The organism is Streptomyces sp. NPDC031132, assembly GCF_055570595.1.
Genome location: NZ_JBVIGX010000006.1, coordinates 327465 through 345199, shown reverse-complemented (window position 1 = coordinate 345199; position 17735 = coordinate 327465). Strand labels below are relative to the sequence as shown.

Sequence of the window (17735 nt, the reverse complement as noted above, 5' to 3'; positions counted from 1 at the left end):
CCAGATGTGGAAGCCCGGTAACGGGTGGAGCTGACTGGTACTAATAGGCCGAGGGCTTGTCCTCAGTTGCTCGCGTCCACTGTGTTAGTTCTGAAATAACGAACAGCTGTGTCCATGCCAGCGTTCAAATTTCATAGTGTTTCGGTGGTCATAGCGTTAGGGAAACGCCCGGTTACATTCCGAACCCGGAAGCTAAGCCTTTCAGCGCCGATGGTACTGCAGGGGGGACCCTGTGGGAGAGTAGGACGCCGCCGAACAACCCGCCCTTTTAGCTCAGTCGGTAGAGCGTCTCCATGGTAAGGAGAAGGTCAACGGTTCGATTCCGTTAAAGGGCTCCAAAGAAAAGGCCCCCGCCTCATGGCGGGGGCCTTTTTGCATTTCCGGGCGCCCGCGCGCCCGCCGGACGGGCGGGCTGCACCACACGTCTCTAACATGGGCGGCAAGGGGAACAAGGCAGGACCGGCGGCTTCGAGGTGCCTTTGAGGGGCGCCCGGCAGGCCTGGGAGGCGTGATGACCGTACCCTCTGACGCGGCACCGCAGCACACGCAGAGCGACCCCGAGGACGTCCTCAAGCAGGTCGGAAGCACCTGGCACTGGGCGCTCTGCTTCGCCCTCGCGACCCTGATTCCAGGCATCCTGGTACTGGTGTGGCCCGACGAGACGCTGCACATCCTGGCCGTCATCATCGGTCTGCAGCTTCTTGTGGCCGGTGTCTTCCGTTTCGTCGCCGCCTTCTCGCACAGCAGCGACGGCGGCAAGCTGGCCGGCATCCTGGTCTCCATGCTGGCGTTCCTGGCCGGCGTCCTGGTACTGCGGCATCCGATGCAGACGATCGGCGCGCTGTCCCTGATCCTCGGGGTGTTCTGGCTGCTGACCGGAGTGCTGACGGCATACACCGCGATCGCGGACCGCGCGCGCGTGCACCGGGGCCTGCTCTTCGGCCTGGGCGTTCTCGGCGCCGTAGCCGGAATCGTCGTGCTCTGCTTCCCGGTGGATTCCGCGGTCGCGCTGACACGGCTGCTGGGTCTCTGGCTCGTCCTGCTGGGCGTGTTCGAAGTGGTGATGGCCTTCGCACTGCGCTCCGCCACCCGCCACACGAGACTCTAGGAGCGTCTTAGTCGCCTTCGCGCTGGTGGGGGACGCGGAAGGCCAGGATGGCCATGTCGTCCGAGGCGGGTTCCGCCGCGAAGCGTTCCACCGCACGCAGGACGCGCGAGGCGACGGCGCCGGCGGTGAGGCCCGTGCACGTCGTGAGGACCTCCGCGAGGCCGTCGTCGCCCAGCATGCGGGTGCCTTCGCGGCGTTCCGTCACGCCGTCCGTGACGCAGAGGAGGACGTCACCCGGGTCCAGGGTGAGGGTCTGCTCGTAGAGGTCCAGGTCGTCGATCACGCCGAGCAGGGGCTGCGGGTCCGCGGCCGGGGTGACCTGGCCGTCCGGGCGCAGCCGGAGCGGCAGCGGGTGGCCGGCGCAGACGACCTTCATCAGGGCGCCGCCGTCCGGCTGGGGGTGGAGCTCGCCGTAGAGGAGGGTCAGGAAGCGGCTGCGGGCGCCCTCGTCGAGGATGGCCGCGTTGAGCCGTTCCAGTACCGCCGGGCCGCCGAGGCCCTCGCGGGCCAGGAGGCGCAGGGCGTGCCGGGCGAGGCCGGTGACGGCGGCCGCCTCGGGGCCCGTACCGCAGACGTCGCCGATGGCGAAGCCGTACGCGCCGTCGCGGATCGGGAAGACGTCGTAGAAGTCGCCGCCCACCTCGTTGCCCTCGCCGGCCGCGCGGTAGATGACCTCGACCTCCATGCCGGGGATGGCGGGGGAGCCGGGCGGGAGCAGGCTGCGCTGCAGGGAGCGGCTGATGGCGGTGCGCTCGGAGTACAGGCGGGCGTTGTCCAGGGCGAGGGCGGCGCGGCGCGAGAGGTCCTCGGCGAGTTCGAGGATCTCCTGGCGGAAGTGCTCCTCGGACGGCTTGCCGAGGGTGAGCATGCCGATGACGCGGTTGCGGGCCAGGAGCGGGAGGACGACGGTCTCCCCGCCGACCGCCGAGGTCGTCGCGGGCCAGGGGCGGGCGCCGGCCTCGCGGACCGGTTCGGGCGGGCTGACGTGGGAGAGCAGGGCCTTGAGGCCGTCGATGCGTTCCTCGTCCTCGTGCAGGACGTACGAGAGGTACGGGTCGGAGGACTGGTCGGCGATGGTGTAGACGGCGCACCAGGTGGCGAGGGTCGGGACGGTCATCTGGGCCATGAGGGCCAGGGTCTGGTCCCGGTCGAGGGTGCCGGCGAGCAGGTCGGAGGCCTCGACGAGGAAGGACAGGGAGCCGCGGCGCAGGCGTTCCAGCTCGCCGAGGCGGGCCGATTCGACGGCGAGGGCGATGCGGTCGGCGGCGAACTGGAGGCGCAGGGCCTCGGCGTTCGAGTAGCGGCCGGGGTTCTCGGTGGCGACTCCGAGCGAACCGGTGAGCCGGCCCTCGACCTTGAGCGGGACGGTGATGACCGAGCGCATGCCGGTGGCCTCCAGGAGCGGGACGGCTCCGGGGACGGCGGCGAGGTCGTCGTGGACGGCGGGCATGCGGGCGGAGCCGTACCGGTTGGTGCCGGCTTCGACGGGGACGCGGGCGAAGCGCTGGCGGGTGGACGGCAGCCCGGTCGTGGCGCGGACCTCGAGCTCCGTCTCGTCGTCGGTGGCCAGCAGCAGGAAGGCGGCGTCGGCGTCGAGCATGTCACGGGCGCGTTCGACGGTGCGCTGGAGGAGCCCGTCGAGGTCGTCGGGGGCGGGGGAGCCGATGAAGACCTCGAAGGGGTCCGCGGGGCGGGGCTCGGTGAGCTGGAGGCTGTCGGCGGAGGCCACCCGTACGGGGGTCTGGAGCAGGGCCCGCTCGTCGTCGTGGACCAGCAGGCAGACGATGGACGGCTCCCCGTGGGCATCGCGGACCCGCAGGTGGGAGGCGTACACCGGGATCACGCGGCCGTCGGCGCCGCGGATGCCGTAGCTGCCCTCCCAGCGGGACAGGCGCAGGGCCTCGGCGATGCCGGTGCCGGTGCCGGGGGTCTGGGGCCAGGCGGCGAGCTCGGCGAGGGGGCGGCCGAGGACCTTCTCGGCGGAGTAGCCGAAGACGTGCTCGGCGTCCTCGTTCCAGGCGGAGATGGAGTCGGAGGCGTCGATCTGGAGGACGGCGACGCGGACCCGGCTGTCGGCGAGCGGGAGGAGCCGGTCCGGGACGACGGGCCCGGCGGAGCGGGTACCGACCGGCCGGTCTGGCAGGTCGAGCCGGAACCACACGTGCTTGTGGGTGGCGGTGTACTCGACGCCCCAGCGGGTGGCGAGGGCGGCGCAGAGCATCAGCCCGCGGCCGTTCTCGCGGTCGGGGTCGGCGTACGGGCGCTCGTCGGGATGGCGCAGCGGGAGCTCGCGCTCGGGATACCGGTCGGCGATCTCGACCCGTACCCCGTCCCCGGAGCGCAGGCACAGGACCTCGGCCTTGGTCCCGGCGTGGACCACGGCGTTGGTGACGAGCTCGCTCGTGAGGACCACGGCGTCGTCGACGATGTCCGCGAAGCCCCAGCCCTGGAGGGTGTCGCGGACGAACGCGCGGGCCGCGGCGACCGAGCGCCCGAGGGGGTCGAAGCTGGCAGCCGCCCGAGCCGTGATCACGAATCTCCTTCGACGCGGTTGGACATCGGATGCCAGGTTACTTACCTTCGCGGTCGGCTTGGTGCCGTCGTCCGGGATTCCACCCGCAGGGTGCGGCCGGTGTGCGATGGTGCCGAAGTGTTATGGCCGGGTTCGGCCAGGGTGAAACACTGGGCAGGATCGAATAGCCGGGCGTGCGACTCGCCGGGTGTCGGTGGAACAGCGGTCGACCCTTTCGGGAGGGACACGGTGGAGTCTGGCGCAGCGGTGCGGCGTACGGGAACGCGCCCGAAAGGCGGGAGGTCCCGCCGGAACGGCACGACGGAAGTCGATACCGCCGCCCTGAACCGGCTGCTCACGGCCCTGGTGTCGATGCGGGACGGGAACTTCCGCAAGCGGCTGACGGTGTCCGGCGAGGGCGTGATGGCGGAGATCGCCGCCGTCTACAACGAGGTCGCCGACCGCAATCTCCATCTGACGGGAGAGCTCTCCCGGGTGCGGCGGATGGTGGGCCGCGAGGGGAAGCTGAGCGAACGGCTGGAAACAGGCGCCTGCGAGGGCTCCTGGGCGGCCGCGATCGATGCCTCGAACCAGCTGGTGGACGATCTTGCCCGGCCGGTGTCCGAAGTGGGCCGGGTGCTGTCGGCGGTCGCCGAGGGTGATCTGGACCAGCGGATGGACCTGCGGACGCAGACGGCGGACGGAGCCGGGCATCCGCTGCGCGGCGAGTTCCTGAAGGTCGGGCGTACGGTCAACAACCTGGTCGACCAGCTGTCCGCGTTCACCGACGAGGTGACACGTGTGGCGCTGGAGGTGGGTACCGAGGGCAAGCTCGGCGGTCAGGCCCAGGTGCGCGGAATGTCGGGTTCTTGGAAGGATCTGACCGACTCCGTCAACACGATGGCGTACCGGCTCACCGCTCAGGTGCGTGACATCGCTCTCGTCACGACGGCGGTCGCGAAGGGTGATCTGTCGCGCAAGGTCACGGTGCACGTGGCCGGCGAGATGCTCCAGCTGAAGAACACCGTGAACACGATGGTGGACCAGCTGTCGTCGTTCTCCTCCGAGGTGACGCGAGTCGCTCGTGAGGTGGGTACGGAGGGCGAGCTCGGCGGCCAGGCGAAGGTGCCCGGGGTCGCGGGCGTGTGGAAGGACCTGACCGACTCCGTCAACACGATGGCGGGCAACCTGACGGCCCAGGTGCGGGGGATCGCGCAGGTCACGACGGCTGTCGCCAACGGTGACCTGTCGCAGAAGGTACGGGTCAGCGCGCGCGGCGAGGTGGCGCAGCTGGCCGAAACGATCAACCAGATGACGGAGACCCTGCGGACCTTCGCGGACGAGGTCACGCGCGTGGCCAGCGAGGTCGGCGCGAAGGGCCTGCTGGGCGGTCAGGCACAGGTGCCGGGTGCGGCGGGTACGTGGAAGGACCTCACCGATTCGGTGAACACGGTCTTCCGCAACCTCACCACGCAGGTGCGGGACATCGCCCAGGTGACGACCGCCGTGGCCAACGGCGATCTGTCGCAGAAGGTCACGGTCGACGTGGCCGGCGAGATGCTGGAGCTGAAGAACACCGTCAACACGATGGTGGACCAGCTCCAGTCCTTCGGTGCGGAAGTGACGCGTGTGGCCCGTGAGGTCGGCGTCGAGGGTGAGCTGGGCGGTCAGGCGCAGGTGCCGGGTGCGGCGGGTACGTGGAAGGACCTCACCGATTCGGTGAACACCGCCTTCCGCAACCTCACCGGCCAGGTCCGCAACATCGCGCAGGTGACGACGGCGGTGGCCAACGGCGACCTGTCGCAGAAGGTCACCGTGGACGTCTCGGGCGAGATGCTCCAGCTGAAGAACACCGTGAACACGATGGTGGACCAGCTCTCCAGCTTCGCCGACCAGGTCACGCGGATGGCGCGGGACGTGGGCACGGAGGGCCGCCTCGGCGGTCAGGCCCGGGTGGAGGGGGTGTCCGGGACGTGGAAGGAGCTCACCGACTCCGTCAACTTCATGGCCGGCAACCTGACCTCTCAGGTGCGCCAGATCGCGCAGGTGACGACGGCGGTGGCCCGTGGTGACCTGTCGCAGAAGATCGACGTGGATGCGCGCGGCGAGATCCTGGAGCTGAAGAACACCATCAACACGATGGTCGACCAGCTCTCGGCCTTCGCGGAGCAGGTGACCCGGGTGGCCCGGGACGTGGGTACGGAGGGCCGGCTCGGCGGTCAGGCGCAGGTGCCCGGTGTGGCCGGTGTCTGGCGCGACCTGACCGATTCCGTGAACGGCATGGCCGGCAACCTGACCTCTCAGGTGCGCAACATCGCGCAGGTCGCGACGGCGGTGGCGCGTGGTGACCTGTCGCAGAAGATCGACGTGGATGCGCGCGGCGAGATCCTGGAGCTGAAGAACACCCTCAACACGATGGTGGACCAGCTCTCGAACTTCGCGGAGCAGGTGACCCGAGTGGCCCGCGAGGTGGGCACCGAGGGCATCCTGGGCGGGCAGGCGGAGGTGAAGGGGGTCTCCGGCACCTGGAAGGACCTCACGCAGTCCGTCAACTTCATGGCGAACAACCTGACCTCTCAGGTGCGCAACATCGCCGAGGTGACGACGGCGGTCGCCATGGGCGATCTCTCCAAGAAGATCACGGTGGACGCGAAGGGCGAGATCCTCGAGCTGGTCACGACCGTCAACACGATGGTGGACCAGCTGTCCTCGTTCGCCGAGCAGGTGACGCGGGTGGCCCGCGAGGTGGGTTCCGAGGGCATCCTCGGCGGCCAGGCCCGGGTGCGCGGGGTGACGGGCATCTGGAAGGACCTGACCGACAACGTCAACCTGATGGCCAACAACCTGACCTCGCAGGTGCGCAACATCTCGCAGGTCTCGGCGGCGGTCGCCAACGGTGACCTGACGAAGAAGGTCACGGTCGAGGCGCGGGGCGAGGTCGCGCAGCTCGCCGACACCGTGAACACGATGGTGAAGACCCTGTCCTCGTTCGCCGACGAGGTGACGCGAGTCGCCCGCGAGGTGGGTACGGAGGGCCGCCTCGGCGGTCAGGCGCACGTGCCGGGCGTCTCCGGGACGTGGAAGGACCTCACCGATTCGGTGAACTTCATGGCCTCGAACCTCACCGGCCAGGTGCGGCAGATCGCCATGGTCACGACCGCCATCGCCAAGGGCGACATGACCAAGAAGATCGACATCGATGCGCGCGGCGAGATCCTGGAACTCAAGACCACGATCAACACGATGGTCGACCAGCTGTCCTCGTTCGCCGACCAGGTGACGCGGGTGGCCCGCGAGGTGGGCACCGAGGGGATCCTGGGCGGTCAGGCGCGGGTCCGCGACGTGGACGGCACCTGGCGCGACCTCACGGAGTCCGTGAACGAGATGGCCGGGAACCTCACCCGGCAGGTGCGCGCGATCGCTGCCGTGGCCACCGCGGTGACCCGCGGAGACCTCAACCTGAAGATCGACGTGGACGCATCGGGCGAGATCCAGGTCCTCCAGGACAACATCAACACGATGATCGCGAACCTGCGCGACACCACCTTGGCCAACAAGGAGCAGGACTGGCTGAAGGGCAACCTCGCCCGGATCTCGGCCCTGATGCAGGGCCGTCGCGAGCTGGACGACGTGGCTTCGCTGATCATGAGCGAGCTGACCCCGGTGGTCTCGGCGCAGCACGGGGCGTTCTTCCTGGCGCTGCCGTCGGGCGGCACCACCGAGATCGGGACCGAGGGAGGTCCCGACGGTGCGTACGAGCTGCGGATGCGCGGGAGTTACGCGTACGCCGGCGGTCAGATGCCCATCTCCTTCCGGCCGGGGGAGGGGCTGATCGGGACCGTCGCGGAGGAGAAGCGGACGATCCTCGTCGAGAACACCCCGCCCGGCTACCTGAAGATCTCCTCGGGGCTCGGGGAGGCGCCGCCGGCGCACGTGATCGTGCTGCCGGTGCTGTTCGAGGGGAAGGTGCTCGGCGTCATCGAGCTGGCGTCCTTCCAGCCCTTCACACAGATCCAGAAGGACTTCCTGAGCCAGATCGCCGAGATGATCGGTACGAGCGTCAACACGATCAGCGTCAACTCCAAGACGGAGATGCTGCTCAAGCAGTCGCAGGAGATGACCGAGCAGCTGCGCGAGCGTTCCGACGAGCTGGAGAACCGACAGAAGGCGCTCCAGGCGGCCAACGCCGAACTGGAGGAGAAGGCCGAGCTGTTGGCCCAGCAGAACCGGGACATCGAGGTGAAGAACACCGAGATCGAGGAGGCCCGGCAGGTCCTGGAGGAGCGTGCCGAGCAGCTCGCGGTCTCGATGCGCTACAAGTCCGAGTTCCTGGCGAACATGTCGCACGAGCTGCGTACGCCGCTCAACTCGCTGCTGATCCTGGCCAAGCTGCTCGCCGACAACGCGGACGAGAACCTGTCGCCGAAGCAGGTGGAGTTCGCGGAGACCATCCACGGGGCGGGCTCCGACCTGTTGCAGCTGATCAACGACATCCTGGACCTGTCGAAGGTCGAGGCGGGGAAGATGGACGTCTCGCCGACCCGGATCGCGCTGGTCCAGCTCGTGGACTACGTGGAGGCCACCTTCCGGCCGCTGACCGCGGAGAAGGGCCTGGACTTCTCGGTACGGGTCTCCCCGGAGTTGCCCGCGACGCTGCACACGGACGAGCAGCGCCTCCTCCAGGTGCTGCGGAACCTGCTGTCGAACGCGGTGAAGTTCACCGACACCGGTGCGGTGGAGCTGGTGATCCGACCGGCCGGCTCGGACGTGCCGACGGCGATCCGGGAGCAGTTGCTCGAGGCCGGTTCGCTGCGGGAGGCGGACGGGGACCTGATCGCCTTCTCGGTGACGGACACCGGGATCGGGATCGCGGCGAGCAAGATGCTGGTCATCTTCGAGGCGTTCAAGCAGGCCGACGGAACCACCAGCAGGAAGTACGGCGGTACGGGCCTGGGGCTGTCGATCAGCCGGGAGATCGCCCGGCTGCTGGGCGGGGAGATCCACGCGGCGAGCGAGCCCGGCCGCGGGTCCACGTTCACGCTGTACCTGCCGCTGCACCCGAGCGAGCTGCCGCCGCAGGGGTACGCACCGCCCACGCCCGGCGGCGGACGCGGCGAGGTGTACCGCAGGCAGGCCGACGGGCCGCGGCCCGCGCTGCCGGCGGCGCCCGTCTCCGCACCGCAGGTGCAGCCGCAGCACGTGCGGCCCGGGCTGCCTGCCGGCGAGGCGGCCGGTCAGGGGCAGGGCGGCGCGCTGTTCCGGCGGCGGCGCAAGGCGCTGAGCGACCTGGAGCCGCGTACGGCGGTGCCGGGACAGCCGAACGCGCAGGGGCCCGAGGACGGTTGGACCAATCCGGAAGAAGAGCTTCCGGTGGTGCCCCGGACGTATGACTTCCACGGTGAGAAGGTGCTCATCGTGGACGACGACGTCCGCAACGTCTTCGCGCTGACTAGTGTGCTGGAGCAGCACGGGCTGGCGGTGCTGTACGCGGAGAACGGCCGGGAGGGCATCGAGGTCCTGGAGCAGCACGACGATGTGACCGTCGTGCTGATGGACATCATGATGCCCGAGATGGACGGGTACGCGACGACCTCGGCGATCCGGCGGATGCCGCAGTTCGCCGGGCTGCCGATCATCGCGCTGACGGCGAAGGCGATGAAGGGGGACCGGGAGAAGGCGATCGATTCCGGTGCTTCCGACTATGTCACCAAGCCGGTCGACCCGGACTATCTCCTGTCGGTGATGGAACAGTGGATGCGCGGCAAGTGATCGACTGCAGAGCGCTCTGATACCAATTGCTGACTGACTGTGGCGAAAACGGTGTGGAAGGGCGGAAGACGGGGAACCTTCTGCTCCCCCACACCGTTTCTGCTTCGTGCACAGTGACATCTTGGTGACAGGGTGTGGCGATCTCGGGACTGGGGCTACGATGACCGGCACAAGGACGGACGGCGTAAGGATGCCGTCCTCTTCTGGGGCGGGGCCCGGCGTACAGGCCGGTGCCAGGAGCCGGGGAGGCCCCATGCCGGGGCGAGGAGGACAGGGCATGGTGCAGAAGGCCAAGATCCTCCTGGTCGACGACCGGCCGGAGAATCTGCTGGCGCTGGAGGCCATCCTCTCCGCGCTCGATCAGACACTGGTCCGGGCGTCGTCGGGAGAGGAAGCGCTCAAGGCGCTGCTGACGGACGATTTCGCGGTCATCCTGCTGGATGTGCAGATGCCCGGGATGGACGGCTTCGAGACGGCCGCGCACATCAAGCGGCGTGAACGGACCCGAGACATCCCGATCATCTTCCTCACCGCGATCAACCACGGTCCGCACCACACGTTCCGCGGCTACGCCGCCGGGGCGGTGGACTACATCTCCAAGCCCTTCGACCCGTGGGTGCTGCGGGCCAAGGTCTCGGTGTTCGTCGAGCTGTACACCAAGAACTGCCAGCTCAGGGAGCAGGCGGCACTGCTGCGCCTCCAGCTGGAGGGCGGCGGCTCGGGCGGCGACACCAAGGAGACGGCCGGCCTGCTGGCCGAGCTCTCCGCGCGGCTCGCGGCGGTCGAGGAGCAGGCCGAGGCACTGACCAAGCAGCTCGGCGAGGAATCGGCCGATGCGGCGGTCGTGGCGACCGCGGCCCACCTGGAGCGCAAGCTCACCGGCCTGCGGCGGGCGCTCGATGCGCTCGAGCCCGGGACCGGCGGCGGAGCGCCGGTGCTGCCCGCGCAGAGCTGAGCCCGTCGAGGGGCTGACCGCCGCGCCGTTCGGGCGGTGCCAGGTCTGGCGGTGCGTCAAAGCACCGACACGGCACGCGACACGAACGGGTGAAGGGGTGGGCACGCGTGTCCACCGGCGCGCGCACCGGTAACCTCGGCCCCATGGCCTCACGTACGTCCGGCAAGGGTTCCCAGAGCACTGCGGGCACCGCGAAGGGCCGCACCGGCCGGACGACGGCGCCGGCGAAGAAGGCGGCCCCCGCCCGCAAGCCCGCCGCGAAGAAAGCGGCGGCGCCCCGGCGCGCCCCCGTCAAGAAGGTGCCGCCCAAGCCCGCGCCGTCCCCCACCGGGGGCGTGGTGCGGCTGGTGCGCGCCGTGTGGCTGGGCTGTGCGCACGCCGTCGGTGCGGTGTTCCGCGGGATCGGCCAGGGGGCCAAGAACCTCGACCCCGCCCACCGCAAGGACGGCGTCGCGCTGCTGCTGCTCGCCCTCGCGCTGATCGTCGCCGCCGGTACCTGGTCGAACCTGAGCGGTCCCGTCGGGGATCTGGTCACCATGCTGGTCACCGGCGCCTTCGGGCGACTGGATCTGCTCGTGCCGATCCTGCTCGGCGTCATGGCGGTGCGTTTCATCCGCCATCCCGAACAGCCCGACGCCAACGGCCGGATCGGCGTCGGCCTCTCCGCGCTCGTCGTCGGGGTGCTCGGCCTCGTGCACATCGCCTGCGGGGCGCCGGGCCGGGACGAGGGCACCACCGCCATGCAGGACGCGGGCGGGCTGATCGGCTGGGGCGCCTCGAAGCCGCTGATCTTCACCATGGGTGCGCCGCTGGCCGTGCCGATGCTCGTGCTGCTCACGATCTTCGGGCTGCTCGTGGTCACGGCGACCCCGGTCAACGCGATCCCGCAGCGGCTGCGGCGGCTCGGCATCCGGCTCGGGATCATCGCCCCGAACGAGTACGACGAGGGCTTCGGGGAGGACGGCGCCGCCGGGCGGCACGACCCCGAGCAGTGGCGGGCCCGCTCCGGCGCCGCCGGCTCCGGTGAACCTGCCGACCTCGCCGACCTCGACGACGCCGCCGAGGAGCAGGCGCTCGCCCGGCGGCGGCGCCCCCGGCGCACCCCGGCCCGGCCCGCCCGGGACCGGGAGATGGACGCCGTCGACGTGGCCGCGGCGGCCGCCGCCGCGCTGGACGGGGTGGTCTACGGCGGGATGCCGCCCTCCCCGCTGGTGGCCGACCTGACGCACGGCATCTCCGCCGAGCGCGCCGGCGTGGAGATCACCGCTCCGGTGCCGCCCGCCCGTGAGGAGCGGCCCAAGGCCGCCGCCCCGGAGCCGGCCGAGGCCCCGCACGCCACCACCGCCGCGGCTTCCGGGACCTTGTCGGTGCCGGACCTCACCAAGGCGCCCCCGCCGGCCCAGCCGCTGCCGCCCCGCGCCGAGCAGCTCCAGCTGCGGGGGGACATCACGTACGCACTGCCCTCCCTCGACCTGCTGGAGAAGGGCGGGCCCGGCAAGACCCGTAGCGCCGCCAACGACGCCGTGGTCGCTTCGCTGCGCAACGTGTTCACCGAGTTCAAGGTCGACGCGGACGTCACCGGCTTCACCCGGGGGCCGACGGTCACCCGGTACGAGGTCACCCTGGGTGCGGCGGTCAAGGTCGAGCGGATCACCGCGCTGACCAAGAACATCGCGTACGCCGTGGCCTCGCCGGACGTCCGCATCATCAGCCCGATCCCGGGCAAGTCGGCGGTCGGCATCGAGATCCCGAACACCGACCGCGAGATGGTCAACCTGGGGGACGTGCTCCGGCTGGCGGACGCGGCCGAGGACGACCACCCGATGCTGGTGGCGCTCGGCAAGGACGTCGAGGGCGGCTACGTCATGGCCAACCTCGCGAAGATGCCGCACGTGCTCGTGGCCGGCGCCACCGGCTCCGGAAAGTCCTCCTGCATCAACTGCCTGATCACCTCGGTGATGGTCCGGGCCACCCCGGAGGACGTCCGGATGGTCCTCGTCGACCCCAAGCGGGTGGAGCTGACGGCGTACGAGGGCATCCCGCACCTGATCACGCCGATCATCACCAACCCCAAGCGGGCCGCCGAGGCGCTCCAGTGGGTCGTGCGCGAGATGGACCTGCGCTACGACGACCTGGCGGCCTTCGGCTACCGGCACATCGACGACTTCAACCAGGCCATCCGGGACGGCAAGATCAAGCTGCCGCCGGGCAGCGAGCGGGAGCTCAGCCCGTACCCGTACCTGCTGGTGATCGTCGACGAGCTCGCCGACCTGATGATGGTGGCCCCGCGCGACGTCGAGGACTCGATCGTCCGGATCACCCAGCTGGCCCGCGCGGCCGGCATCCACCTGGTGCTCGCCACCCAGCGGCCCTCGGTGGACGTGGTCACCGGCCTGATCAAGGCGAACGTGCCCTCGCGGCTCGCGTTCGCCACCTCCTCGCTCGCCGACAGCCGTGTCATCCTCGACCAGCCGGGCGCCGAGAAGCTCATCGGCAAGGGCGACGGGCTGTTCCTGCCGATGGGTGCGAACAAGCCGGTCCGCCTCCAGGGCGCCTTCGTCACCGAGGACGAGATCGCCGGGATCGTGCAGCACTGCAAGGACCAGATGGCGCCCGTCTTCCGGGACGACGTCACCGTCGGGCAGAAGCAGAAGAAGGAGATCGACGAGGAGATCGGCGACGACCTGGACCTGCTGTGCCAGGCGGCCGAGCTGGTGGTCTCCACCCAGTTCGGGTCGACCTCGATGCTCCAGCGCAAGCTCCGGGTGGGCTTCGCGAAGGCCGGCCGGCTCATGGACCTGATGGAGTCGCGGGGGATCGTCGGCCCGAGCGAGGGGTCGAAGGCGCGCGACGTGCTGGTGAAGGCGGACGAGCTGGACGGGGTCCTCGCCGTCATCCGGGGAGAGACCCAACCGTAATTCTTGGGCGGGCAACCGTTTCCCTTGGGTCCGCGTCAAGTTGAGGGAGGTGGCGGCACCGCGCCCGGTGCCGGTCCGCCGCAGCACCCGGACTTCCTGCACTGTTCGGATTGCCATTCGGATGGCGTAGGAAGTCCACCCTCCGGTTGCTCCACCCTTTCGTCACCCCCCTAGACTGGACATCCAGCAGGTGGCTACACGCTCGAAAGGCGCCCTCGTGTCCATCGGCAACTCCAACTCCCCCGAAGATGAGCGGCCTTCGACCGACGACCGGTCCGAGGACCGCATCATCGAACCCACAGTCGAAGGACCGTCCATCGGGACGGCCCTGAAGAAGGCCCGGATCGCCGCCGGGCTCACTGTCGACGAGGTCAGTTCCACCACCCGCGTGCGCATCCCGATCGTGCACGCGATCGAAGCTGACGATTTCACGCGGTGCGGCGGCGACGTCTACGCCCGCGGTCACATCCGTACGCTCGCCCGCGCCGTCCACCTCGATCCGGAACCCCTGGTCGATGCGTACGACGCCGCCCACGGCGGCCGGCCGGCACCCACGCCCGCCGCGCCGATGTTCGACGCCGAGCGCATCCGTCCCGAGCGGCAGCGGCCCAACTGGACCGCGGCCATGGTCGCCGCCATCGTCGCCGTCATCGGCTTCGTGGGCTTCACGGCCTTCGGCGGCGGCGACGCGAAGGACAAGCGGCCGGTGGCGGAAGGTTCCGCCTCCCCGCAGGCCGCACCCAAGCAGTCGGCCGGCAAACCGGCCGCCCAGCCCCCGCAGTCCCCGAAGGCGCCCCAGCCGGAGCCCTCGGACAGTGCCATCGCCGCCGCGCCCAAGGACCTCGTCACGGTCGTCCTGACGGCCAACGAGGGCGAGAGCTGGATCTCCGCGAAGGACCACAGCGGCCGGCTGCTGTTCGACGGCACGCTGACCCCGGGCGAGTCCAAGACCTTCACGGACAAGGAATCCATCGACCTCGTCCTCGGCGACGCCGGGGTCGTGAAGCTCTTCGTGAACGGCAAGGAGATCAAGGAAGATTTCCGGCCCGGTCAGGTGGAACGCCTCACATACACCAAGGACGACCCCCGCCAGGGAGCCGCACAGGCGGGCTGATATAGCGCTGAATCCGTGATTCCGGGTCCCCGGGGTGCTGCGCCGCACTCCGGGGATCTTGGTTTACCGGGACTTGGGGCGGGGGTCGGCGTTTGGACAAAGTAGTCTTGAGTCCATGCCCGAACGCCGCACCGTCGCCCTTGTCACTCTTGGCTGCGCCCGTAACGAGGTGGACTCGGAGGAGCTCGCAGGCCGCTTGGCGGCGGATGGCTGGGAGCTCGTCGAGGACGCCGCCGATGCGGACGTAGCCGTCGTCAACACCTGCGGCTTCGTCGAAGCCGCCAAAAAGGACTCCGTAGACGCCCTGCTGGAAGCCAACGATCTCAAGGATCACGGCAAGACCCAGGCCGTCGTCGCCGTCGGCTGCATGGCCGAGCGCTACGGCAAGGAGCTCGCCGAGGCGCTCCCCGAGGCCGACGGCGTGCTCGGCTTCGACGACTACGCCGACATCTCCGACCGCCTGCAGACCATCCTCAACGGCGGCATCCACGCCTCCCACACCCCGCGCGACCGGCGCAAGCTGCTCCCGATCAGCCCTGCGGCCCGCCAGGACGCCGAGGTGGCGCTGCCCGGCCACGCGCAGGAGCCCGAGGCCGCCCCCGCAGACCTCCCCGAGGGCGTCGCGCCCGCCTCCGGTCCGCGTGCGCCGCTGCGCCGCCGCCTGGACAAGAGCCCGGTCGCCTCGGTCAAGCTGGCCTCCGGCTGCGACCGCCGCTGCTCCTTCTGCGCCATCCCGTCCTTCCGCGGCTCGTTCATCTCGCGCCGCCCCAGCGACGTGCTGGGCGAGACGCGCTGGCTCGCCGAGCAGGGCGTCAAGGAGATCATGCTGGTCTCCGAGAACAACACCTCGTACGGCAAGGACCTCGGCGACATCCGCCTGCTGGAGACCCTGCTGCCCGAGCTGGCCGAGGTGGACGGCATCGAGCGCGTCCGCGTCAGCTACCTCCAGCCCGCAGAGATGCGGCCCGGCCTGATCGACGTGCTGACCTCGACCCCCAAGGTCGTGCCGTACTTCGACCTGTCCTTCCAGCACTCGGCCCCCGACGTGCTGCGCTCCATGCGCCGCTTCGGTGACACCGACCGGTTCCTCGAGCTGCTGGACACCATCCGCACCAAGGCCCCGCAGGCCGGCGTCCGGTCCAACTTCATCGTCGGCTTCCCCGGCGAGAAGGAGTCGGACTTCGCCGAGCTGGAGCGGTTCCTCACCCACGCGCGGCTCGACGCGATCGGCGTCTTCGGCTACTCCGACGAGGACGGCACCGAGGCCGTCACGTACGACGGCAAGCTGGACGAGGACACGATCGCCGAGCGGCTCGCCCACATGCAGCGGCTCGCCGAGGAGCTCACCTCGCAGCGCGCGGAGGAGCGGATCGGGGAGACCCTGGAGGTACTCGTCGAGTCCGTCGAGGCGGTCGACGAGGACGGTGACGGCGCCTACGGGCGCGCCGCGCACCAGGCCCCCGAGACCGACGGCCAGGTCGTCTTCACGGACAGCACGGGCCTGGTGCCCGGCCGTATCGTGACGGCGAAGGTGGTCGGAACCCTGGGCGTGGACCTGGTGGCCGAGCCCCTGCATCTCGAGGAGGCGGCCGGATGACCGGAGTCCCGGCATCTGCGGCGGGCGGGACCGGCCGCCGGCCCGCGCCCGGCGCGAAGCTGGGGGCTGCGGCGGTCGATCAGGCCAGCCTGTGGAACATCGCCAACATCCTGACGATGATCCGGCTCGTCCTGGTGCCGGGATTCGTCATGCTCCTCCTCGCCGACGGCGGGTACGACCCGGTGTGGCGCGCGTGGGCCTGGGCCGCGTTCGCCGTCGCCATGATCACGGACATCTTCGACGGGCACCTGGCCCGGACGTACAACCTGGTCACGGACTTCGGGAAGATCGCCGACCCCATCGCCGACAAGGCGATCATGGGGTCGGCTTTGATCTGTCTCTCCTGGCTGGGCGACCTGCCCTGGTGGGTGACCGGGCTGATCCTCGGGCGGGAACTCGGGATCACGCTCATGCGTTTCTGGGTCATCAGGTACGGAGTGATCCCCGCCAGCCGGGGCGGCAAGCTCAAGACCCTGGTCCAGGGGACGGCGGTGGGAATGTACGTGCTCGCGCTGACCGGGGCCCTGGCGACCATGCGCTTCTGGGTGATGGCGGCCGCCGTCGTGCTGACCTTGGTCACCGGTTTGGATTACATCCGCCAGGCCGTGGTGCTGCGGCGCCAGGGTCTGGGTGCGGAGCGGGCCGCAAGGTGACACAACCGGTGGGGGAATCTCCGGTGGCCGGTGGGGCCGCTCCGGACGCCGCGGGGGCGGCGGCCGGGACCGGGGACACCGCCGCGATCGCTGCGGAGGCGCTGCGCCTCCTTGCGGAGAGTGACCAGACCCTCGCCGTCGCCGAGTCGCTGACGGGCGGGATGGTCGCCGCGGAGCTCACGGCCGTCGCCGGGGCATCCCGGTCCTTCCGCGGTTCGGTCACGGCGTACGCGACGGAGCTGAAGCACCGGCTCCTGGGCGTGGACGCCGGACTGCTGGCCGCCGAAGGGGCGGTGAACGCGCAGGTCGCGGCCGAGATGGCGGCCGGGGTACGGCGCGTGCTGGGGGCTTCGTGGGGGATCGCGACCACCGGGGTGGCCGGTCCGGACCCGCAGGACGGGCAGCCGGTGGGCACCGTTTTCATCGCCGTGGCCGGTCCGGCAGGCAGGAAAACCGTTGCGCTGAGGTTGAACGGCTCCCGTTCGGAAATCCGTAGGGAGAGTGCACGGACAGTGCTCGAACTGCTCTCGAGCGAACTCCGCGAGAATGTGCGGGGGCAGGATACGGAACAGAACGGGGGGATTTGATGTTTGCAGCCCTGAGTGAACACGACATAGCTCCCCGCACGGCCGCGGCGCGAGGCGGTACGGTGGGGCGTGAAGGATGCGGCTACACGGTCAGAGGAGGGAGCCACCGATGATTCTGCTCCGTCGCCTGCTGGGTGACGTGCTGCGTCGGCAGCGCCAGCGCCAGGGCCGTACTCTGCGCGAAGTCTCCTCGTCCGCCCGAGTTTCTCTCGGCTATCTTTCCGAGGTGGAGCGGGGGCAGAAGGAGGCATCCTCCGAGCTGCTCTCCGCGATCTGCGACGCGTTGGACGTACGGATGTCCGAGCTGATGCGCGAGGTCAGCGACGAGCTGTCGCTGGCTGAGCTCGCGCAGTCGGCCGCGGCAAGCGAACCGGTGACGGTGCCGGTCCGCCCGATGCTCAATTCGGTCTCCGTGACTTCGGTCGCGGGTGGCCCGGAGCGGGTGACCATCAAGGCGCCTGCGGAAGCGGTGAATGTCGTAGCCGCGTGAGCTCGATGCGCGAGCTGTGAAGAAATGAGCGT

Annotated in this window: 10 protein-coding genes, 1 tRNA gene and 1 rRNA gene; 11 read left to right on the top strand and 1 reads right to left on the bottom strand. The window is 70.0% G+C overall.

Annotated elements, in window-relative coordinates; translation table 11 throughout:
• Positions 1-140 precede the first annotated feature (140 nt).
• From rrf to ACZ49B_RS12360, 3 genes are all read left to right on the top strand, one after another.
• A 5S ribosomal RNA gene (gene rrf, locus ACZ49B_RS12370) occupies positions 141-257 on the top strand.
• Between the two features lie 5 nt (positions 258-262).
• Positions 263-338, top strand: a tRNA-Thr gene (locus ACZ49B_RS12365).
• A 173-nt stretch (positions 339-511) separates the two neighbouring features.
• Positions 512-1108 (top strand): HdeD family acid-resistance protein, encoded by a 597-nt coding sequence (locus tag ACZ49B_RS12360; RefSeq protein WP_468303971.1) that lies wholly within the window; start codon positions 512-514, stop codon positions 1106-1108.
• Positions 1109-1115: 7 nt separating this feature from the next.
• On the opposite strand, the gene ACZ49B_RS12355 is transcribed toward ACZ49B_RS12360, so the two are convergent.
• Positions 1116-3677: a SpoIIE family protein phosphatase gene (locus tag ACZ49B_RS12355; protein ID WP_468303998.1), complete on the bottom strand. Its 2562-nt coding sequence runs from the start codon at positions 3675-3677 to the stop codon at positions 1116-1118.
• A 192-nt stretch (positions 3678-3869) separates the two neighbouring features.
• On the opposite strand from ACZ49B_RS12355, the gene ACZ49B_RS12350 reads away from it, so the two are divergent.
• From ACZ49B_RS12350 to ACZ49B_RS12315, 8 genes are all read left to right on the top strand, one after another.
• On the top strand, positions 3870-9389 hold the full coding sequence (locus tag ACZ49B_RS12350; RefSeq protein ID WP_468303967.1) for a HAMP domain-containing protein: 5520 nt from the start codon (positions 3870-3872) through the stop codon (positions 9387-9389).
• 277 nt (positions 9390-9666) lie between these two features.
• Entirely contained in the window at positions 9667-10344 is a 678-nt protein-coding gene (locus tag ACZ49B_RS12345; protein ID WP_468303964.1) for a response regulator, read from the top strand.
• A gap of 143 nt (positions 10345-10487) precedes the next feature.
• Entirely contained in the window at positions 10488-13262 is a 2775-nt protein-coding gene (locus tag ACZ49B_RS12340; protein WP_468303962.1) for a DNA translocase FtsK, read from the top strand.
• Between the two features lie 217 nt (positions 13263-13479).
• The gene (locus tag ACZ49B_RS12335) at positions 13480-14376 is read left to right on the top strand and encodes a helix-turn-helix domain-containing protein (protein ID WP_468303960.1); all 897 of its coding nucleotides are present in this window, start codon (positions 13480-13482) and stop codon (positions 14374-14376) included.
• Positions 14377-14491: 115 nt separating this feature from the next.
• Positions 14492-15973 carry a 30S ribosomal protein S12 methylthiotransferase RimO gene (gene rimO, locus ACZ49B_RS12330; RefSeq protein WP_468303957.1) on the top strand — a complete coding sequence of 494 codons (1482 nt, stop codon included), beginning with the start codon at positions 14492-14494 and terminating at the stop codon, positions 15971-15973.
• Entirely contained in the window at positions 15970-16626 is a 657-nt protein-coding gene (gene pgsA, locus ACZ49B_RS12325; protein WP_468303954.1) for a CDP-diacylglycerol--glycerol-3-phosphate 3-phosphatidyltransferase, read from the top strand. The genes rimO and pgsA overlap by 4 nt, the downstream gene beginning before the upstream one ends.
• An 86-nt stretch (positions 16627-16712) precedes the next feature.
• On the top strand, positions 16713-17213 hold the full coding sequence (locus ACZ49B_RS12320) for a CinA family protein (protein ID WP_468303995.1): 501 nt from the start codon (positions 16713-16715) through the stop codon (positions 17211-17213).
• A 109-nt stretch (positions 17214-17322) separates the two neighbouring features.
• Entirely contained in the window at positions 17323-17703 is a 381-nt protein-coding gene (locus tag ACZ49B_RS12315; protein WP_030301503.1) for a helix-turn-helix domain-containing protein, read from the top strand.
• The last annotated feature ends 32 nt before the right edge of the window (positions 17704-17735 follow it).